Below are 18232 nucleotides of genomic sequence, written 5' to 3' on the forward strand. Positions count from 1 at the left end.
CATACCATTTGGGTGAGACGCCAGCAATCAGTCCGGTGATCCCATGACAACGCGCCTCGATTTCACCAGCGAGGCCTTCTTTCGCGATCCGCCCAAGGCGATCGCGGCGTTGCGCATGTCCGGTCCTCTCGTCGCGACGCGATTTCCTCTGGTCGGCGATGTCTGGATCACCACGACCCATGACGCGACGGCACAGGTGCTGAAGGACGGCGCTACCTTCACGCTGCGCAAGGAGGATGGCGACGTCGCGGGTCTGCGCTGGTGGATGCCGAGCTTGGTCAGAACCATCGCCAACAACATGCTGACGATGGATGAGCCGGATCACACGAGGCTCCGCAGCATCGTGGACGAGGCCTTTCGCCGCCGTGCCATCGTCGCGATGGAGCCGCGCATCCGTGCCATTGCCGACGGCTTGGCCGACGAGCTGTTCGCGGAGGGACGGCCAGCCGATCTGGTCCAGCGCTACGCGCGCATCCTGCCGCTCGCAGTGATTTCCGAGCTTCTGGGATTGCCTCTGGCCGACCGGCCCAAATTCATCGCCTGGGGCAACGCGATGTCCTCGCTGACGAATGTCGTCAGCTTTTTCCGCTTGCTGTGGGCGTTCCGAAAGATGCGGGGCTACCTCGAGCAGCAATTGCAGGCCGCGCGCGTGCAGGGCGGTGAAGGCCTGATCGCCGAACTGGTCCAGGTCGAGCGCGAGGGTGCCCAGATCACGCCGGATGAAATGGTCTCCATGGTGTTTCTGCTGCTGGCAGCCGGCTCCGAGACGACCACGCATCTGATCAGCGGCTCCGCCTACGAGCTGCTCAGAAGTCCTGGCCTCCGCGATTGGCTGGAGCAGGATTGGAGCCGCGTCGGACTTGCGGTGGAGGAGTTTCTTCGCTTCGTGTCACCGGTGCAGTTCTCCAAGCCACGCTATGTGCGGCGGGACGTCGAGGTCGAAGGCGTGCGTCTGAAGAAGGGCGACCGTGTCATGGTGATGCTCGCCGCCGCCAACATGGACCCGGCGATGCATGATCGTCCCGAAAGCCTCGATCTCGAGCGCAAGCCGAACCGTCACCTCTCGTTCGGGACAGGAATCCATTTCTGCCTCGGCCATCAGCTTGCGCGCATCGAGGCGGCCTGCGCGCTGGAAGCGCTGTTCGTGCGGTGGCCGAAACTTGGTCTGGCCGTCGATCCCTCGCAGATCCATTGGCGCAAGCGGCCGGGGATTCGCATGATTGCGAAGCTTCCTGTCACGGCCGAGGTCCACGGAACATTTGCCGCTGCGACGCCAGCGGTGGCTGATCGTTCTCCCGTGCGGGCGGAGTGAAGCTCTCTCCTTCGGCAAATCGTCGCTGACCATGCTCTGCTCGGAACGGCCTGCGGCGCTTGCTGTTGTCCACCGGGACTTGAGGGCATGCGAAGGAACAGTTCCGTGTCCAGGATTCCCATCTTTCAAAGAGGTTGGATCATGACCAGCAAAATGCCGAATGTTCCGCCGGACAATCAGAGCCGGAAGGGAACTGGCGACACCAAGCAAACGTCGGCCGATCAGACTCCGCGCGGCCAGCAGCGCGCGGAAAATCCGGACCAACAGGGACAGCAAGGCAACATCAAGCAGAACACGACCAATCAGGGATACCAGCAAGACCGTTGAGGAGGCGACATTCATGTCGACATCCACCAAGACACCCAACAGCATTCGCCAGGGTGGCCCCGGCGCATCGCATGAGAACGCGAAGGCGCCGCTGGAGGTGAAGAAGCCGCCTGCGGACGATGAACAGCGAAGCCACAGTCGCGTCTCCGGTGGTGGAGGCGAGCAGGATTCCCATCACCGCCACGACGCGGCCGGCAAGGGCGGCGGCAGATAGACCACAGCAGCCGCCGCGACCAATGCCGGTACAACGGACGTACCGAGCCAAGAGGAGAGACTGATGCCAAGTGGGCACGGCAGCAAGACGCACTTCAGATCCGGCATGCATGGCAAGGGCGACGGCACCGGTGCATTGACCGAAGTGCCCAAGGACAAGATCGGCGATAACATGGTCCTGTCCAACCGCGACAAGGCCCAGCATTCGGACATTCGCGGCATGGACGGCAAGTCCATTCAGACCGATCAGTATCAGGATCATGCAGCCAACCGGCTCGACGAGACGCCGGAGACTGACGAGACCTGAGAGGGGCGTTCCTCCCGCTGAACTCGCGGACCGGTGTTCAGCCGGTCCGCTTTTTTGTCGGCACGAGATCGCGCTCCCAGCCGAACACGGAGCGGCCGTCGAGATCGGGCGACGCCGCGCGCTCGCCGGCGATATAGGTATCGACCGACGGGCCGTGCGCGGTGCGTTCCAGCCGCCGCGCCTGGTCGTCGAGGCGGCGGATCGCCTGCATCTCTTCATCACGTCCGAGCTTGGCGCTCTGGATCGCGCCCTTCAGCACGCGAATGGTCTCGTCGTAGACCTTGATCGGAACGGGATAGGGATGCCGGTCCTTGCCGCCATGGGCGAGCGAGAAGCGCGCGGGATCCGTGAAGCGATAGGGCGCGCCGTGCACGACCTCGGCGACCATCGCCAGTGAGCGCACGGTGCGCGCGCCGACGCCAGGCGTCAGCAGCAGCTCCGGAAAATCGACCGGGCCACGTTCGGCGGCTGCAGCGAGGGTGCCGTGCAGGCGCCGCGCGAACACATCCTTCGGCCGGACATCATGATGCGCGGGCATGATCAGATGCGGCAGCACGGCCTGCGCAGGCTCGGGCGCAGTCCCGGTGAGCCGCTCGAATTCGGTGAGGATGCGATCGGGGCCGAGATCGCTGAGCAGCTCGAGCTGCGCGCTCCGCGAGATATCGGCGCGGTGGTCGGTCAGATTGACGATCTCGCCTTGCTGCTGGCCGTCGATCGCGCTGTGCGGCGTGTCGACGAAGCTCTTCAGCGCCTCGGAATGCCAGTGATAGCGGCGGGCCTGCCGCTTGTCGCCGTTCATGCCCTGCTGCACCACCGTCCATTTGCCGTCGGCGGTGACGAAGAAGCCGTGGAGATAAAGGTCGAAGCCGTCCTGCACGGCCGCGCTGTCGACCTTCGCCACCAGGCGGCTGGCGCGGGTCAGCTTTGCGCCGTCAAATCCAACGCGATCGCCGAGCTGCATCAGCTCGTCCGGCGTCTTGCGCGAATGCTGGCCGCGGCCGCCGCAGACATAAATGCCAAGCTCATCCTGGAGCGGCCCGAGCCCCCGCTTCAAAGCGCCGATCACTGATGTCGTGATGCCGGAGGAGTGCCAATCCATTCCCATCACGGCGCCGAACGACTGGAACCAGAATGGATGGGACAGGCGCTGGAGAAACGCATCGCGGCCGTAATGATGCACGATCGCCTGCGTGACGATCGACCCAAGCGAAGCCATGCGGCTCGCAAGCCACGGCGGAACTCGTCCGGTGTGCAAGGGAAGATCGGCGCGGCCGGTACGTCTGGTCATGGTGCCCCCAAATTATCGCAGTTCGGCGACGGTTGCATCTGCGGAATGCTGCGTTGCACGAGAGAGGGGAGCCAAGCCGGCCGGGAGGCGTTGAGCGGGCTACGCGAATGCAATGACGGGGACAATCGATGAATCTGGAGGCCCTGATGGCCGACATCGACAGGATGTTCGGCTGGATACCGTCGTGGTTTGTCGGCCTCGGCCTGGTTGTCGGCGCGATCTTGCTTGCGCTGTTCGTCTATCGGGTCGCCGTATGGCTGCTCGCGCGCGCCTTCGGAACCCGCCTCCCGCTGCTGAGCGTGTTCATCGACCGCACGGCTGGCCCCGCCCAGTTGGCGCTTTGCCTGGCGGCCGTCGCATTGGTCCTGCCGCTTGCGCCGCTCGACGACATGATCCGCACGCCGCTGATGCGCCTGTTCGTCGTGGCCGTCATCGCCCTGATCGGCTGGATCTCGATCCGGGTCGTGGACATGAGCGCGGCGCGGTACTTGCAGAATTTCCGCGATGTCACCGAGAATTTCGTCGCGCGCAAGCACGTCACGCAAGTTCGCGTGTTCAAGCGCGTCACCGATACCATCATCGTCGTCATCACGGTGTCCACCGCGCTGATGACGTTCGATTCGGTGAGGCAATACGGCGTCAGCCTGTTCGCATCCGCCGGCGCGGCCGGCATCATCGTCGGCCTTGCCGCGCGGCCGCTGCTCAGCAACCTAATCGCGGGCCTGCAGATCGCGATCACCCAGCCGATCCGCATCGAGGATGCCGTGATCATCGAGAACGAATGGGGCTGGGTGGAGGATATTGCCTCGACCTATGTCGTGATCCGGCTGTGGGACTGGCGTCGCATGGTGGTGCCGCTGTCCTATTTCATCGAAAAGCCGTTCCAGAACTGGACCCGCGACACCGCATCCCTGATCGGCGTGATTGCGCTGCATGTCGACTATCGTGCCGACGTGCCGCGCATCCGGCGTTGGCTGGAGGACGCCGTCAAGCAGTCCAAGCTCTGGGATGGCGCGGTGGTCAATCTTCAGGTGATCGACGCGGACTCGCGCACCATCGAGCTCCGCGCGCTGGTCAGCGCGAGAAACGCGCCGCAGTCGTGGGACCTGCGCTGCGAGATCAGGGAAAAGCTCGTCGCCTTCATTCGCGACGAGATGCCGGAGGCGCTGCCGCGCGAGCGCGCGATCCTGATGCCGTCGGCCGACGATGATGCCGATTTCCTGCGGCCCGTTACGCGGCCGGAAAAGATGCGGGCGAGCGCGCCCAATTGAGTAGCCGCGGGGCCATCCGGTGCCGACAACGGCCGCCTGCACGCGCGCGGCCACCGCTTGCGCAATGTTCGCCATGCCTGTGAGCAGAAGGAACACGCAACAATTCCAAACGATATCCTCATGCAAAGAGGCTCATTGCGCGCGGATGTTGGCTGCCTTCAGCACCGGCTCCCATTTGGTCGCCTCGGCGTGCATGTAAGCGTCAAACTCCTTGGCGGAGGAGCCGACCGGAGCGGCGCCGATCTTGCCGAGCGTCGACAGCACGTTCGGATCCTGCAGCGCCGCCTTGAGATCGGTCTCGAGCTTCGCCACGATCTCCGGCGGCATTTTTGCCGGACCAAGCACGCCCCACCACACCGAGACGTCATAGCCGGAGACGCCGGACTCGGCGACGGTCGGGACATCAGGCAGCGCCTTGGAGCGTTCGGCCGAGGTCACCGCGAGTGCGCGCACCGGACCGCCTTCGAGCTGACCGATCGCTTCCGCAAGCGGATTGATGCTGAGCGGGATCTCGCCGGCGATGACCGCGGTCAGTGCCGGCGCGCCGCCCTTGTAGGGGATCGCGACGATCTTGCTGCCGGACATGTGTTTCAGCAGTTCGCCGGCCAGATGAGCCGAGGTGCCGTTGCCGGACATGCCATAAGAGAGCTTGTCCGGCTCTTTCTTCGCCGCAGTCAGGAGATCGCCGAGCGTCTTGTAGGGGCTGTCCTTGGCTACGACGATCGCGAGCGGCGAGGAAGCGACCTCGGTGATCGCGGTAAAATCCCTGAACGTGTCGTAGGGCACGCTCGGATAGATGAACTGGTTGAGCGGATGGCCGCTGGCGACCAGGATCAGCGTGTAGCCGTCGGGCGCGGCCTGCGTCAGCGCCTGCGAGGCGACGATACCACCGGCGCCGGGACGATTGTCGACCACCGGCTGCTGCCCCCAGGTCTTGGCCAGCGCCTGGCTCAGCGTGCGCGCGAGCACGTCAACCGCGCCACCGGCCGCGTAGGGCACGAGGATGTGAACCGGCTTGCTCGGATAATTGTCGGCCGCCTGCGCCACGCTGCCCGCGAGCAGCAAACCGGCGCCCAGCATCAATCCGCCGATTGTCTTGTTCAAACCCAGCATTTTCCCAGCACTCCTGGCGGGCGCACGCATCCTTGCGTCGGTCTTCGAACCGTCCGGACGCCGCCCATGGTTTTTGTTGACGAGACCTGATCTTTTGTACGATAGTACAAATCCCATGGTACGCAAGCCCACCAGCAAGGAAACGGCCCGCAAGCCGAACATGCGCGAGGCGATCCTCGCCGCGGCCGAGGAGCTGTTCGCCACCAACGGCTTCAACGCCGTCTCGGTGCGCGACATCGCGCAGGCTGCCGGCGCCAATCCCGGCAGCGTGACCTATCATTTCAAGACCAAGGACGGCCTGCTGCTGGAGATCTACCGGCGGCATTGCGGGCCGATGAATTTGCGCCGTTCGGAGCTGCTCGCCGCCGCCAGGCGGGTGCGCGATCTCCAGGACCGGCTGGAGGCGGTGGTGCGGGCCTATGTCGTGCCGGCTTTCACCTCGGGCAGCGATCTTGCCGGCGGCGGTGCGCGCTTCACACGGCTGCGCGCGGTGATGTCGGCCGAGGGCAACGAGGTCGCGCGAAAAATCATCGCGCAGACCTTTGACGACACCAGCCACGCCTTCATCGATGCGATCCACGAGAGCCTGCCACACATTCCGCGCACCGACATCGTCTGGCGCAGTCACTTCCTGCTCGGTGCACTTTATTACTCGCTGGTGACGCCCGATCGCGTCTCGCGCCTGTCGCGCGGCGAGGCCGATGGCGGCGATGCCGCCAGCGCTATCGAGCAGCTGGTGCAGGCCACGGTTGCCGCATTCCAGGCGCTTCCGCTCGATCATGCCGCGCCGGCGCGGCGGCGGCCGGTCGTCAGCAGCAAGTCTTGAAAAAGCCGTCTCGCCCGACGGTTGAAGTGATGACGATGATGTATACGCCCACCATTCCGCCGCCAGATCCGAACACGCGCACGCCGAAGTTCAAGCTGCCGAAGCTGTCCTGCGACGCGCATTGCCACATCTTCGGGCCCGGTGCGAAATACCCTTATGCGCCGGACCGATCCTACACGCCGCCGGATGCGCCGCTGGAGGATTTTCGCATCCTGCATGCCAAGCTCGGCGTCGAGCGCGCCGTCATCGTCAATGCCAGCGTGCACGGCACCGACAACAGTGTGGCGCTCGATGCGATCGCGCAGAGTAACGGTGCCTACCGTGCCGTTGCCAATATCGACGACACCATCACCGAGCGCGGGCTTCGTGCGCTGCATGAGGGCGGTTTTCGCGGCTGCCGCTTCAATTTCGTCCGCCATCTCGGCGGCGTCCCTGATAAGGGCGTGTTCGATCGCGTCATCGCCATGGTCGCGCCGCTCGGCTGGCACATCGACCTGCATTTCGATGCGATCGACCTGCCTGATTACGCCGAGATGCTGGCAAAGCTGCCGCTGAGCTACACCATCGACCATATGGGACGGGTGAAGGCCTCCGAAGGGCTCGACCAATTGCCGTTCAGGATCCTGATCGAGCTGATGCAGCGCGACGAGAAATGTTGGGTCAAGATCTGCGGCTCGGAGCGGGTATCCTCCAGCGGTCCGCCCTTTACCGACGCGGTGCCGTTCGCGCGAAAGATCGTCGAGACCGCGCCGGATCGCGTCATTTGGGGCACCGACTGGCCGCATCCCAACGTCAAGATGATGCCGAATGACGGCGACCTCGTCGACCTGATTCCGCTGTTCGCGCCCGAGCCCGAGTTCCAGCAGAAGATCCTGGTCGACAATCCGGCGCGCCTGTTCGAGTTCGACCGATGACGGTGCTTGCAATCGACAAGCCGCGCGGGCGGCCCTGGTGGAGGGAGCTCTGGATCCAGGTGCTCATCGCCATGGCCGCCGGCATCGCGCTTGGGATCGTCAGCCCCGAGGCGGGCGCCAAGATGCAGCCGCTGGGGGATGCCTTCATCAAAGCGATCCGGATGCTAATCGCGCCGATCATCTTCTGCACCGTCGTGCACGGCATCGCCCATATGGCCGACATGGCGCGGGTCGGGCGCGTCGCGGTGAAGGCGATCGTCTATTTCGAGATCATGACCACGATCGCGCTGATCATCGGTCTCATTGCGATCAATTTGCTCAAGCCCGGCGTCGGTATGAACATCGATCCCGCCAGCATCAATGCCAGCGCGATCGAGCCTTACGTCAAGCAGACCAGCGTCATCGGCTTCGTGCCGTTCCTGATGAACATCGTGCCCGCGACGTTCATCGGCGCCTTTGCCGAAGGCAACATCCTCCAGGTGCTGTTCATCTCCGTCCTTTGCGGCTTTGCGCTGGTGCAGCTCGGCGAACGGGCGGCGCCGCTGGTCCATCTGATCGACATCGCCGCCAAAATGGTGTTCGCCGTCGTCGGTTTCGTGATGTGGGCGGCGCCGATCGGTGCGTTCGGTGCCATCGCCTTTACGGTCGGCAAGTTCGGCGTGGGATCGCTGGCCTCGCTCGGCAAGCTGCTCGGAGGCTTCTATCTCACCTGTGTGGTCTTCATCGTCGTGGCGCTCGGCCCGGTGGCGCGGCTATGCGGCTTCTCACTGCTGAAGCTGATCCGTTACATCTGGGAAGAGCTGCTGATCTGCATCGCCACGACGTCGTCGGAGACGGTGCTGCCGCGGATGCTGATCAAGCTGGAGAAGGCGGGCTGCGAGAAGAGCGTGGTCGGGCTCGTGATCCCGACCGGCTACTCCTTCAATCTCGACGGCACCTGCCTCTACCTTGCCGCCGCCTCGGTGTTCCTGGCGCAGGCGACCAACACGCCGTTCGGGCTGGCCGAGCAGATCGAACTGCTCTTGATCCTGCTCGTGACCTCCAAGGGCGCGGCGGGGATCGCGGGCGCCGCGTTCGTCGTGCTGGCGGCAACGCTGTCGGCGACCGGCACCATCCCGGTGACGAGCGTGGCACTGGTGCTCGGCATCCACCGCCTGATGTCGCAGGGGCTGACGCCGACCAATCTGATCGGAAACGCGGTCGCGACCATCGCGATTGCCAAATGGGAAGGCGCGCTCGACGGCGAGCGCCTGAGGCGTGTGCTCGACGGCGAGGAACAGGTGGCTGCTGCAATCTGATGAATTGGCTTCCGGCGTGACGCTGGCGGCCTATGATGGTTACGAACAAGAGAGGGGAGTTTCTCCCATGAAGACAGGTCTCGTCGTCACCGCCCATCCCGGCGATTTCGTCTGGCGCGCCGGCGGCGCGATTGCGCTGCATGCGAAGAAGGGCTATCGCATGAAGATCGTCTGCATGTCCTTTGGCGAGCGCGGCGAAAGCCAATTCGCCTGGAAAGAGAAGGGCGCGACGCTGGAATCGGTCAAAGCCGGCCGCAAGGACGAGGCGGAGCGGGCGGCAAAGCTGCTCGGTGCCGAGATCGAGTTCTTCGATTGCGGCGATTATCCTCTCAAGCTCACCGAGGCGCATTTCGACCGCATGGTCGACATCTACCGCGAGCTCAATCCGAGCTTCGTGCTGACCCACGCGCTGGAAGACCCCTATAATTTCGACCATCCGAACGCTGCGCATTTCGCGCAGGAGACCCGCGTGGTCGCGCAGGCCATGGGCCACAAGCCCGGCGCACAGTACAAATATTCCGCGCCGCCCGTGTTTCTGTTCGAGCCGCACCAGCCCGAGCAGTGCAACTACAAGCCCGACACGATCCTCAAGATCGACGAGGTCTGGAAGGAGAAATACGAAGCGTTCCAGATCCTGGCCGCACAAAAACACTTGTGGGGTTATTACGAGCGCGTCGCGCTCAACCGCGGTATTCAGGGCAGCCGCAATACCGGCGTGCCCATGACTTATGGCGAGGCCTATCAGCGCCTGTTCCCGACGGTTGCGGAGGAGCTGGCATGAAGCCGGTCGTCGTTCGCAATATCAAGCGTGCCGATCCCGCCGGGATGGCGGAGTACGGCGTCTCGACCGTGCACGAGGCCTATGCGCGGATCGGCCTGATGAAGCCTTATTTGCGGCCGGTCTGGCCGGGGGCGGCGATTGCCGGCCCCGCGGTCACCGTGCTGGCGCAGCCCGGCGACAATTGGATGATCCATGTCGCGGTCGAGCAGTGCAAAAAGGGCGACATCCTCGTCGTCGGCTGCACCACCGACAATACCGACGGCATGTTCGGCGAATTGCTGGCGACCTCGCTGCAGGCACGCGGCGTGCAAGGGCTGATCATCGATGCCGGCTGCCGCGACGTCAAAGCGCTGCACGAGATGAAGTTTCCGGTGTGGTCGCGCGCGGTCTCGGCCAAGGGCACGGTCAAGGCGACGCTCGGCTCGGTCAACGTCCCCGTCGTTTGCGCCGGCATCAATGTCGACCCCGGCGATATCGTCGTGGCCGATGACGATGGCGTCGTCGTGGTCCCGAAGCGCTACGCCGCCGAGGTCGCCGAGAAGGCGAGGAAGCGCAACGCAGACGAAGGCGGCAAGCGCAAGCGCCTTGCCTCGGGCGAACTGGGTCTCGACATGTACGGTATGCGCGAGGCGCTGGCGAAGGCCGGGCTCGTCTATGTCGACAATCCCGAGGACGTCTAGAGCAACGGCGGGAGCGGGTGGATGGAACGTCTCAAGCTGAAGGCCGTGCTCGGTAGTCACCCCCACGTCCAGGCCGTGAAGAGCGGCGCGCTCCGCTCCGATCTTTTCGATCTCGACTTCATCACGTACACGCCGACCAATACTGCGTTCAAGCCGATGGTGCGGGAACAGGCGTTCGACGTCTGCGAGATGGCGATCGTGACGTATTTGATGGCGAAGGCGCATGGCAAGCCGCTGGTGCTGCTGCCGGCGACCATGCTCGGGCGCTTCCAGCATTCCTATGCGCTGTACAATCCCGCACGGGGAATGCTGGGGCCGCCCGATCTCGAAGGTAAGCGCGTCGGCATCCGCTCGTTCACGACCACGACCGGCGCCTGGATCAGGGGCATCCTCGCCAACGACTATGGCGTCAATCTCGACAAGATCCGCTGGGTCACCTTCGAGAATCCGCACGTCGCCGAATATGTCGACACCACCGAGCGCGCGCCGAAGGGCAAGAATATCCTGCAGATGCTGCTCGACGGCGAGCTCGACGCTGTCCTCGGCGAGACCTCTGATAATCCCGAGCTGAAGCCGCTATTTCCCGATCCAGCCGCGGAGGCCGCCAAATGGTACGCCAAGCGCGGCGTCGTGCCGGTCAATCATCTGGTCGTCGTGACCGAGCAACTCGCGAGAACGCGTCCCGAGATCGTTGCGGGCGTCTATGATCTACTCAAGCGCAACAAGAACCAGATGGGGCCCGCAGCGACACCCGACCTTGTCCCCTTCGGGATCGAGGCCAACCGGAAGCCGCTGGAGCTGATCGTCGACTACGCATTCCAGCAGGCGCTGATCCCGCGCCGCTATGCGGTCGAGGAGCTGTTCGACGAGACGACACGAGGATTGAACTGATGGTGGATCCGAAACGATGGCAGATCGGGCTGGTCGGCTACGGCGAAGTCGGCAGGATCTTGGCCGAGGATTTGCGCCAGCAGGACATCAAGGTCGCAGCCTACGACATCAAGCTCGGGGGCGAGCAGGGCGCGCCGCTGAAGGAGCATGCGGCGAAGTTCGGCGTGCTGCTCGCGGCCTCGCATGCCGAGCTGACCGCGAAATCGGACTTCATCATCTCCGCCGTCACCGCCAGCCAGGCGGTGCCTGTCGCAAAGGCCTGCGCCGCTGTGATCAACCAGGGCACCTGGTTCCTCGATTTCAATTCGGCCTCTCCAGGCGCCAAACAGCGCGCCGCTGCGCTGATCGACGGCGCCGCCGGACGCTACGTCGAAGGTGCCGTGATGACCTCAGTTCCGCCGTATCGCATCAAGGTGCCGCTGCTGCTCGGCGGTCCCGGCGCGCGAGAGATCGAGCCGCTTCTGAACGCAATCGGCTTTGCCGCCAAGGTTGCCAGCGACAAGCTCGGCGTGTCCTCCGCGGTGAAGATGTGCCGCAGCATCATGATCAAGGGCCTGGAGGCGATGGTCATCGAGAGTTTTACGACCGCGCGCGCCTATGGGGTCGAGGACGCGGTGCTGGCCTCGCTCGCGGAGACGTTCCCCGGGATCAATTGGGAGAAGCAGGGCGCCTATTTCTTTCAGCGCGTTATCGAGCACGGTCGCAGGCGTGCTGAGGAGGTGCGTGAGGTCGCCGAGACCGTGCGTGAGGCGGGACTGACACCATGGTCCGCGCAGGGCACGGCAGAGCGTCAGGCCTGGGTGGCTGACCTTGCCGATGAAGGGCTGTTCGGCGTCAGGGGCACGGCGGAGTTCGCGCGCAGCGCTGATTGGCGTGCCGAGGCAGATCGAATCCTGAGCAAGATCAAACGCTGACGCCGAACGCGTAGGTGGAGCTCAAAACCCTGCCGCTGTCGCGATAGTTCGAGATTTCGTCACGGGCGAGCTCGATCAGGTCGACCAGGCGCTTGGCCTCGCGGACCACTTGCTCCTTGGCGGGCGCGGTGCGGAACTCGGTGAGAATCATGCGGATGCACTTGTCGGCGGTATCCAGCGTCCAGAGCGCGCGGGTCATGTCGTCCTGGGTGTGGATCGCCGAGATATCGAGGCCAGATAGGACTTCGCCGATTCCATTCAGTCGCTTGACGGCGGTTTCCGCCGGCGTGTTGGCCTGAATGGAGCGATAATCGATGCTACTGAATGCGCTGAACATATACATGCTTCCCCACTGAACAGGTCGTTCAGTGCGTCCCCTTAGTATGATCCTGATGGCCTCTTGTGCAATGCGCACAGCTACGGTCCGGGATTCTACCGGGCTCGGATCTGAGGACAGATCGGCCGCGAATCGGTACGGAAACGGTCCGACGATCAGCCGTGTTCCCGACGATTTTACCGTTGGAGATTCGACCGGAAACGCGTTCAGGCCCCAGGCCGGAACAGAGCGGGCCGCTGCCGTGCAAACGTCTGTCGGCCCTCCTTGAAGCCCATCATGACGTCGGGCAGCTCGGCGATGGCGAAGCGGCTGTCTTGCGTATCAAGCACGATGAGATCGGCGGGATTGCCGAGCTTGATGCCGTAATCGTCGAAGTTCATCAGCCGCGCCGGCAGCTCGGTCACGAGATCGAGGCAGGTGTCGAAATCCCTCACCGAGGCGTGCGCGACATTGGCGTAGAAGTTCGCCATCCGCAGCAGCGAGGCGTCGCCGAACGGCGTGAAGGGATTGAGGACGTTGTTGGTCGCGACCGAGCAAACCACGCCGTCGCCCGCGAGCTTGTGGGCGAGGGTCAGCCCGCGTGGCGCATTGTGGGTGGCTTCGCGCCCCATCAGATAGAGATCGGTCGCGGGCAGCACGGTGACGGCGACGCCGGCTTTCGCCAATTGCACCGTGGCCGTCTTCATCCGCTCCGGCGGCAATGCCGAGAGCTTTGTCGCATGGCCGATCGCGACCCGTCCATGATAGTTGCGCCACTCGGTCTGGCGGCAGACCTCGTCGAGATGCCACCAGGAGGGATCGAGATCGAAATCCAGATGGAGGTCGACGTCGACGTCGAATTCCTGGGCGAGGTCGAAGATGCGGGCGAGATGCGCGGTCGGATCGGTGTCGGTATAGGGACAGCCGCCAATCGTCTCGCCGCCATCGCGCAGCGCCTGAACCAGCAGCTCCTCAGCTCCGGGATCGTTGGTTAGCCCCTCCTGCGGGAAGACGCAGAGCGACAGGTCGAGCGCCCACGCATAGTCGCGCTTCAGCGCCTTCACCGCCTCGAAACTCCGCAGGCCGATCCGCGGGTCAATTTCCACATGCGTGCGCATCCGCGTCGTGCCGTTCACGATCGCACGTTCGAGCACCTTGGCGCCGCGGACGTAAACGTCCTCGACGGTGAAGTCGCGCTTCATCGCCGACACGGCCCGGATGGCGTCACCGAGACTGCCGTGATCGTGGCCGCAGCGGTCGAGCAGGCAGGCCTTGTCGAGATGGATGTGGGTGTCGACGAAGCCGGGCAGGGTGAGGTGACCGCCGATATCGACCTCGACCGCTTCGCAGGCGAGCTTCGGCTCGATCGCGGCGATCCGGCCGCCTTTCACGCCGATGTCGACAGGCGCGGCGGATGATCGCAACAACGCGTTACGGAAGATCAGGTCGAAGGCGGGCTGGGTGATCATGGCTCTTGCGGACGGAACTTAGAGCAATCGGCGGGGATCGGCGGCTCCAGATTGTCGGCAGTGTAGCGAGGCAAATGTTCAAAATATATGCATGGATTCCGCGACAGTGGCGGTAATATTCCGCGAACCCGGGAGAGCCTGCCATGTCCGTTGCCGCCAGAGCCGAAACTGCTCATTTGTCCGACGCCGCGATCGTGGAGGCCTATCTCACGGCATCGATGATCCCCGATCCCGACGCTGCGGCCGCCTATATGGCGCCGGGCACCGTCATCACGTTCACCGGCGGGCGCGAGTTCGATCATCCGCGCGGCCCGACCGCCTTCAACGCCAAGCGCTACCGCTGGGTCAAGAAGAAGATGGACCGGTTCGACGTCTGCCCCGGCGACGGCGAGACCGTGGTTTACAGCGTCGGTACGCTCTACGGCGAATGGAAGGACGGCACCCCGTTCGAGGGCAACCGTTACGTCGACCGCTTCGTGGTGCGCAATGGCAAGATCACCAAGATGGATGTCTGGAACGACAGCGCCGAGCGCATCCTGGTCCAGCGCGGCATCGACGCGTAAGGTCCGTCTCGGCACAGGCGGAGTCGAACGGCCGCTCGTCATATCGAAAGCTGCGATAGCTGATAGGCGCGAGCCCGTCTGGCGGCTGGCGTGCGTCTGCGCTATCAAATCCCGCGATTGCGCCCGGGATGGAGGCGCCAGCCCCCTTTAGGAGCAGCCTTAGGAGCAGCCGATGCGTCTACCCACCGTTATCCTGGCCCTGACATGTCTTGCGGGCGCAGCTTCAGCCGAAGACCTGTCGGGCACGCTCCAGAAGGTCAAGGAGACCAAGAAGATCACCCTTGGCTATCAGGAGGCCTCGGTCCCGTTCAGCTATCTCGACGGAAACCAGAAGCCGGTCGGCTTCGCCATGGACATCTGCCTTAGGATCGTCGATGCCGTGAAGAAACAGCTGGGCATGCCCGACATCGCCGTCGACACTCTCGCCGTGACGTCGTCGAACCGCATTCCGCTGATGGTCAATGGGACTCTCGACCTGCATTGCTCGGCGACCACCAACAACGCCGATCGCCAGAAGCAGGTCGCCTTCACCAACACGCATTTCCTCAGTGCGACGCGCTTTGCAGCCAAGAAGGCCGCAAAGATCAACACCATCGACGATCTCAAGGGCAAGGCGGTCACGGCCGTGGCCGGCTCGGTCAACCTGACCCAGCTCGCCAAGGTCAACACCGAGCGCAATCTCGGTATCAATGTGATGCCGGCCAAGGACCAGGCCGAGGCCTTCCTGCTATTGGAAACTGACCGCGCCCAGGCCTACGCACTCGACGACGTGCAGCTCGCGGTCGCGATCGCGCGCTCGAAGGAGCCGCAAGCCTTCATGATCAGCGAGGAGGCGTTCTCGAAGCCCGAGCCCTACGGCATCATGCTGCGGCGAGAGGATGCGCCGTTCAAGGCGCTCGCCGACCGTGCGACTGCGGAGCTCTATGCAAGCCCGGAGATCGAGGTGCTCTACAAGAAATGGCTGCAGTCCCCGACGCCGCCGAACGGCCTCAACTACAACGTCCCGATGTCGCCCGCCCTGCGCAACGCCTTCAAGAAGCCGAGCTGGAGCGCAGATCCGGATGTGTATGTGGTGAACTGAGGCTGAGAGGTTGCGCATTATTGTGCCCTCTCCCTTTGTGGGAGAGGGCAGCTCCGTTCGTAGACAAAAGCTCACTTGGGTGAGGGGTATGTCTCCGCCCGCGAATCTCTAGTTTCGTGCGTGCGGATAGATACCCCTCATCCGGCGCTTCGCGCCACCTTCTCCCACAAGGGGAGAAGGAAGAAAGAGAGCGTCGCCCGGTGAGCTAGCCGTCTTCTTTCACGCGTTCGAATATTTCTTCAGCTCGAACCGTGCGATCTGGTTCCGGTGGACCTCATCCGGTCCATCGGCGAGCCGCAGCAAACGCGCGGTGGCATAGGCCTGGGTCAAGCCGAAATCGTTCGAGGTGCCGCCGCCGCCATGGGCCTGGATCGCCCAGTCGATGATCTGGCAGGTCATGTTGGGCACCGCGACCTTGATCATTGCGATCTCGGCCTTCGCGACCTTGTTGCCGACCGTGTCCATCGCGTAGGCCGCATTCAGCGTGAGGAGGCGGGCCTGCTCGATCATGATGCGGGATTCCGCGATGCGCTCTTGCGTCACCGTCTGCTCGGAGACCGGCTTGCCGAAGGCGACGCGGCTGCGCACGCGGCGGCACATCTTCTCCAGCGTACGTTCGGCAAGGCCGATCAGCCGCATGCAATGGTGGATGCGGCCGGGCCCCAGGCGGCCCTGCGCGATCTCGAAGCCACGGCCTTCGCCGAGCAGCATGTTCTCCTTGGGGACCCGCACATTGGTGAAGACGACTTCGGACGCCCGGTCAGGCACGCCGTAGAAGCCGAACACGGGCAGGGGACGTTTCACCTCGATGCCAGGCGTGTCCATCGGCACCAGGATCATCGATTGCTGCTTGTGGCGGTCCGGATTGTCAGGATCGGTCTTGCCCATGAAGATGCAGATCTTGCAGCGCGGGTCGGTCGCATTGGTCGTGTACCATTTGCGGCCGTTGATGACGTAATGGTCGCCGTCACGCAGGATCGAACTCTCGATGTTGGTCGCATCGGATGAGGCGACCGCTGGCTCGGTCATGGCGAAGCAGGAGCGGATTTCGCCTGCGAGCAGCGGCTTCAGCCAACGCTCCTTGTCCTTCTCCGAACCGTAGCGCTCCAGCACCTCCATGTTGCCGGTATCGGGCGCCGAGCAGTTGAACACTTCGGGCGCCAGATGCGATCGGCCCATCACCTCGCAGAGCGGGGCATATTCGAGATTGGTCAGGCCTGCGCCATGCCCGGACTCCGGTAGGAACAGATTCCAGAGGCCTTCCGCACGCGCGAGCGGCTTCAACTCCTCGACGAGGGGATAAACCTTCCAGGGTCCCAGCTCTTCCGCCTCGCGATAGAAGCGCTCCTCGTTCGGGTAGATGTGCCGGTCCATGAAGCTCTCGAGCTTGCGCTTGAGCTCGACGACTTTTGGCGACATCGGGTAAAGCATCTCTGGTCTCCTTGATGATCGGCGGCAGGATCAGCCGATTTCGAGATAATCCGGGCCGGGCAGTTTCGGGAAGGGCGCCGTCGGCAGCGTCTGATACCAGAACGCGACGGAGGCGATGTCGTCCTGCAACGGAAGGTATTTGGCCTCCTTGGTGCCCGGCAACCAGCCCAGCGCCTGGATCGTCACACGCAGATCGGTGCGGAAGCGCACGGGATCGGGGATGTGCCAGCGATACATGCCGAAACGTTGCTGCGATTTGTAGACGCCATCGGGGCGGATCACCTGGGGCAAGCCGGCATAGGGCGTGGTGAATTCCTGGTAGCGCGATTGCTGGCCCTGGCCGGAATGGGCGACATAGGGATCGAAATTATAGGCACCGCAGAAATAGTCCTCGGTGCCGGTGCCGCAGATCGTCGGGAAGTCACCGTCGCCGTCGATGAAGAACTTGATTTCGCCTTCGCCCCACCAGCCGTTGTTGTTGACGCCCCATGCCATGTAGGTGCCGACATAGTGGCCCGCGCCGCTGATGCCGTCGAGGATGGTATAGACCTCCTTGTAAGGCAGCGGGTTGGTGCGGCGGAATTGGGCATGGAAGTAGGCGCAGTCGTCCGGCACGTCGGTCAGGGTGTAGTTGATCTGGTAGTAGACGGTGAGTTGCTCCTCGCTGCGGTTCTCCAGCGTGAAGCGCGCGCGCTTGCGAAACGGCATCTCCCAATAGCAGTTGAAGGCGCGGCCGGGATTGACGCAGACCGCGAGGGAGGACACCTGCGCGAACTCTTCCCATCCGCAGGCGAAGAAATCGCCGGCCGGGCACTCGACGCTCGGCAGCGTTTGGTCGTCCCAGTAGATGCGCAGGATCGAATGCCGCAGCCGTCCGCGCGCCAGCGTCATCCAGATCTGCTGGATCGCGCCTTGCCCGGCGATGTCGCCGAGCGTGAAGGTCGTGCCCGGTTCGATCACGACGTAGGGCGAGACCTTCCAGCCCTGTCCGAGATCGCGGGCCTGGCGGGCGGCGGGGCCGTCTACGGACATGCCGCCCTTGCCCTTCTCGCCGGTGAAGTTCTCGGGGCTGATCGAACGCGTCTGCGCGTTCGACAGGCGCGACAGATTGCCGAGATGCAGGCCCAATCCGGAAAACGCCATGATGTCCTCAATGAGCGATTAGCGACGTCTCGCTATATCGCCCCCAAATCTACCAAAAGATGAAGACGATCGGGTACGGAACGGCTCGCATGTG

The 18232-nt window shown here is 63.8% G+C and carries 20 protein-coding genes; 14 read left to right on the forward strand and 6 right to left on the reverse strand.

Going from position 1 to position 18232, the window contains the following annotated elements; all coding sequences use genetic code 11:
- Window positions 1–43 precede the first annotated feature (43 nt).
- The 4 genes from RAD04_RS28050 (at window position 44) to RAD04_RS28065 (ending at window position 2159) form a co-directional block, all read left to right on the forward strand.
- Complete coding sequence (locus RAD04_RS28050) at window positions 44–1312, forward strand: cytochrome P450 (protein WP_461626380.1); 1269 nt, start codon at window positions 44–46, stop codon at window positions 1310–1312.
- Window positions 1313–1453: 141 nt separating this feature from the next.
- A complete protein-coding gene (locus RAD04_RS28055; protein WP_461618367.1) occupies window positions 1454–1639 on the forward strand; it encodes a hypothetical protein in 186 nt (61 codons plus the stop codon).
- Between the two features lie 13 nt (window positions 1640–1652).
- Window positions 1653–1853, forward strand: a complete 201-nt coding sequence (locus RAD04_RS28060; RefSeq protein WP_018320983.1) for a hypothetical protein — start codon at window positions 1653–1655, stop codon at window positions 1851–1853.
- Window positions 1854–1916: 63 nt separating this feature from the next.
- Complete coding sequence (locus RAD04_RS28065; RefSeq protein ID WP_091954157.1) at window positions 1917–2159, forward strand: hypothetical protein; 243 nt, start codon at window positions 1917–1919, stop codon at window positions 2157–2159.
- A 37-nt stretch (window positions 2160–2196) separates the two neighbouring features.
- On the opposite strand, the gene RAD04_RS28070 is transcribed toward RAD04_RS28065, so the two are convergent.
- On the reverse strand, window positions 2197–3447 hold the full coding sequence (locus tag RAD04_RS28070) for a DUF763 domain-containing protein (RefSeq protein WP_461626381.1): 1251 nt from the start codon (window positions 3445–3447) through the stop codon (window positions 2197–2199).
- Window positions 3448–3575: 128 nt separating this feature from the next.
- Here RAD04_RS28070 and RAD04_RS28075 point away from each other — a divergent pair, with 128 nt between their 5' ends.
- Window positions 3576–4718 carry a mechanosensitive ion channel family protein gene (locus RAD04_RS28075; RefSeq protein ID WP_461626382.1) on the forward strand — a complete coding sequence of 381 codons (1143 nt, stop codon included), beginning with the start codon at window positions 3576–3578 and terminating at the stop codon, window positions 4716–4718.
- 132 nt (window positions 4719–4850) lie between these two features.
- Here the strand turns inward: RAD04_RS28075 and RAD04_RS28080 are convergent, their stop codons facing one another.
- Complete coding sequence (locus RAD04_RS28080) at window positions 4851–5831, reverse strand: tripartite tricarboxylate transporter substrate binding protein (protein WP_461626383.1); 981 nt, start codon at window positions 5829–5831, stop codon at window positions 4851–4853.
- 115 nt (window positions 5832–5946) lie between these two features.
- Between RAD04_RS28080 and RAD04_RS28085 the strand changes: the two genes are divergently transcribed.
- From RAD04_RS28085 to RAD04_RS28115, 7 genes are all read left to right on the forward strand, one after another.
- Window positions 5947–6657, forward strand: a complete 711-nt coding sequence (locus RAD04_RS28085) for a TetR/AcrR family transcriptional regulator (protein WP_461626384.1) — start codon at window positions 5947–5949, stop codon at window positions 6655–6657.
- A 29-nt stretch (window positions 6658–6686) separates the two neighbouring features.
- The gene (locus RAD04_RS28090; protein ID WP_461626503.1) at window positions 6687–7571 is read left to right on the forward strand and encodes an amidohydrolase family protein; all 885 of its coding nucleotides are present in this window, start codon (window positions 6687–6689) and stop codon (window positions 7569–7571) included.
- Window positions 7568–8869, forward strand: a complete 1302-nt coding sequence (dctA, locus tag RAD04_RS28095) for a C4-dicarboxylate transporter DctA (RefSeq protein WP_461626385.1) — start codon at window positions 7568–7570, stop codon at window positions 8867–8869. Before RAD04_RS28090 ends, dctA begins: the two co-directional genes overlap by 4 nt.
- 67 nt (window positions 8870–8936) lie before the next feature.
- Complete coding sequence (locus RAD04_RS28100) at window positions 8937–9650, forward strand: PIG-L deacetylase family protein (RefSeq protein ID WP_211403268.1); 714 nt, start codon at window positions 8937–8939, stop codon at window positions 9648–9650.
- The gene (locus tag RAD04_RS28105) at window positions 9647–10330 is read left to right on the forward strand and encodes a 4-carboxy-4-hydroxy-2-oxoadipate aldolase/oxaloacetate decarboxylase (RefSeq protein WP_461626386.1); all 684 of its coding nucleotides are present in this window, start codon (window positions 9647–9649) and stop codon (window positions 10328–10330) included. Before RAD04_RS28100 ends, RAD04_RS28105 begins: the two co-directional genes overlap by 4 nt.
- Before the next feature lie 21 nt (window positions 10331–10351).
- A complete protein-coding gene (locus RAD04_RS28110; protein WP_461626387.1) occupies window positions 10352–11221 on the forward strand; it encodes a substrate-binding domain-containing protein in 870 nt (289 codons plus the stop codon).
- Window positions 11221–12135: a DUF1932 domain-containing protein gene (locus tag RAD04_RS28115; protein WP_461626388.1), complete on the forward strand. Its 915-nt coding sequence runs from the start codon at window positions 11221–11223 to the stop codon at window positions 12133–12135. Before RAD04_RS28110 ends, RAD04_RS28115 begins: the two co-directional genes overlap by 1 nt.
- Here RAD04_RS28115 and RAD04_RS28120 read toward each other — a convergent pair.
- Together RAD04_RS28120 and RAD04_RS28125 are read right to left on the reverse strand one after the other, a co-directional pair.
- Window positions 12125–12472 (reverse strand): hypothetical protein, encoded by a 348-nt coding sequence (locus RAD04_RS28120; RefSeq protein ID WP_165637163.1) that lies wholly within the window; start codon window positions 12470–12472, stop codon window positions 12125–12127. The genes RAD04_RS28115 and RAD04_RS28120 overlap by 11 nt on opposite strands.
- A 206-nt stretch (window positions 12473–12678) precedes the next feature.
- On the reverse strand, window positions 12679–13920 hold the full coding sequence (locus RAD04_RS28125; protein WP_461626389.1) for an amidohydrolase family protein: 1242 nt from the start codon (window positions 13918–13920) through the stop codon (window positions 12679–12681).
- A gap of 143 nt (window positions 13921–14063) precedes the next feature.
- On the opposite strand from RAD04_RS28125, the gene RAD04_RS28130 reads away from it, so the two are divergent.
- Together RAD04_RS28130 and RAD04_RS28135 are read left to right on the forward strand one after the other, a co-directional pair.
- Window positions 14064–14483 carry a nuclear transport factor 2 family protein gene (locus RAD04_RS28130; protein ID WP_461626390.1) on the forward strand — a complete coding sequence of 140 codons (420 nt, stop codon included), beginning with the start codon at window positions 14064–14066 and terminating at the stop codon, window positions 14481–14483.
- Window positions 14484–14655: 172 nt separating this feature from the next.
- Window positions 14656–15564, forward strand: coding sequence for an amino acid ABC transporter substrate-binding protein (locus RAD04_RS28135; protein WP_104461613.1), 909 nt, complete (start codon window positions 14656–14658; stop codon window positions 15562–15564).
- Window positions 15565–15783: 219 nt separating this feature from the next.
- Here RAD04_RS28135 and RAD04_RS28140 read toward each other — a convergent pair whose 3' ends face one another.
- Window positions 15784–16995, reverse strand: a complete 1212-nt coding sequence (locus RAD04_RS28140; protein WP_461626391.1) for an acyl-CoA dehydrogenase family protein — start codon at window positions 16993–16995, stop codon at window positions 15784–15786.
- A gap of 30 nt (window positions 16996–17025) precedes the next feature.
- Window positions 17026–18138, reverse strand: a complete 1113-nt coding sequence (locus tag RAD04_RS28145; RefSeq protein WP_461626392.1) for a glycoside hydrolase family 172 protein — start codon at window positions 18136–18138, stop codon at window positions 17026–17028.
- Window positions 18139–18232: the final 94 nt, after the last annotated feature.

This window comes from Bradyrhizobium sp. 25ACV, assembly GCF_054863005.1.

What these genes read in the sequence shown, in the direction of transcription:
- RAD04_RS28050 (WP_461626380.1), top strand. Translation starts at nt 44, where the DNA reads ATGACAACGCGCCTCGATTTCACCAGCGAGGCCTTCTTTCGCGATCCG.
- RAD04_RS28055 (WP_461618367.1), top strand. Translation starts at nt 1,454, where the DNA reads ATGACCAGCAAAATGCCGAATGTTCCGCCGGACAATCAGAGCCGGAAG.
- RAD04_RS28060 (WP_018320983.1), top strand. Translation starts at nt 1,653, where the DNA reads ATGTCGACATCCACCAAGACACCCAACAGCATTCGCCAGGGTGGCCCC.
- RAD04_RS28065 (WP_091954157.1), top strand. Translation starts at nt 1,917, where the DNA reads ATGCCAAGTGGGCACGGCAGCAAGACGCACTTCAGATCCGGCATGCAT.
- RAD04_RS28070 (WP_461626381.1), bottom strand. Translation starts at nt 3,447, where the DNA reads ATGACCAGACGTACCGGCCGCGCCGATCTTCCCTTGCACACCGGACGA.
- RAD04_RS28075 (WP_461626382.1), top strand. Translation starts at nt 3,576, where the DNA reads ATGAATCTGGAGGCCCTGATGGCCGACATCGACAGGATGTTCGGCTGG.
- RAD04_RS28080 (WP_461626383.1), bottom strand. Translation starts at nt 5,831, where the DNA reads ATGCTGGGTTTGAACAAGACAATCGGCGGATTGATGCTGGGCGCCGGT.
- RAD04_RS28085 (WP_461626384.1), top strand. Translation starts at nt 5,947, where the DNA reads ATGGTACGCAAGCCCACCAGCAAGGAAACGGCCCGCAAGCCGAACATG.
- RAD04_RS28090 (WP_461626503.1), top strand. Translation starts at nt 6,687, where the DNA reads ATGACGATGATGTATACGCCCACCATTCCGCCGCCAGATCCGAACACG.
- dctA (WP_461626385.1), top strand. Translation starts at nt 7,568, where the DNA reads ATGACGGTGCTTGCAATCGACAAGCCGCGCGGGCGGCCCTGGTGGAGG.
- RAD04_RS28100 (WP_211403268.1), top strand. Translation starts at nt 8,937, where the DNA reads ATGAAGACAGGTCTCGTCGTCACCGCCCATCCCGGCGATTTCGTCTGG.
- RAD04_RS28105 (WP_461626386.1), top strand. Translation starts at nt 9,647, where the DNA reads ATGAAGCCGGTCGTCGTTCGCAATATCAAGCGTGCCGATCCCGCCGGG.
- RAD04_RS28110 (WP_461626387.1), top strand. Translation starts at nt 10,352, where the DNA reads ATGGAACGTCTCAAGCTGAAGGCCGTGCTCGGTAGTCACCCCCACGTC.
- RAD04_RS28115 (WP_461626388.1), top strand. Translation starts at nt 11,221, where the DNA reads ATGGTGGATCCGAAACGATGGCAGATCGGGCTGGTCGGCTACGGCGAA.
- RAD04_RS28120 (WP_165637163.1), bottom strand. Translation starts at nt 12,472, where the DNA reads ATGTTCAGCGCATTCAGTAGCATCGATTATCGCTCCATTCAGGCCAAC.
- RAD04_RS28125 (WP_461626389.1), bottom strand. Translation starts at nt 13,920, where the DNA reads ATGATCACCCAGCCCGCCTTCGACCTGATCTTCCGTAACGCGTTGTTG.
- RAD04_RS28130 (WP_461626390.1), top strand. Translation starts at nt 14,064, where the DNA reads ATGTCCGTTGCCGCCAGAGCCGAAACTGCTCATTTGTCCGACGCCGCG.
- RAD04_RS28135 (WP_104461613.1), top strand. Translation starts at nt 14,656, where the DNA reads ATGCGTCTACCCACCGTTATCCTGGCCCTGACATGTCTTGCGGGCGCA.
- RAD04_RS28140 (WP_461626391.1), bottom strand. Translation starts at nt 16,995, where the DNA reads ATGCTTTACCCGATGTCGCCAAAAGTCGTCGAGCTCAAGCGCAAGCTC.
- RAD04_RS28145 (WP_461626392.1), bottom strand. Translation starts at nt 18,138, where the DNA reads ATGGCGTTTTCCGGATTGGGCCTGCATCTCGGCAATCTGTCGCGCCTG.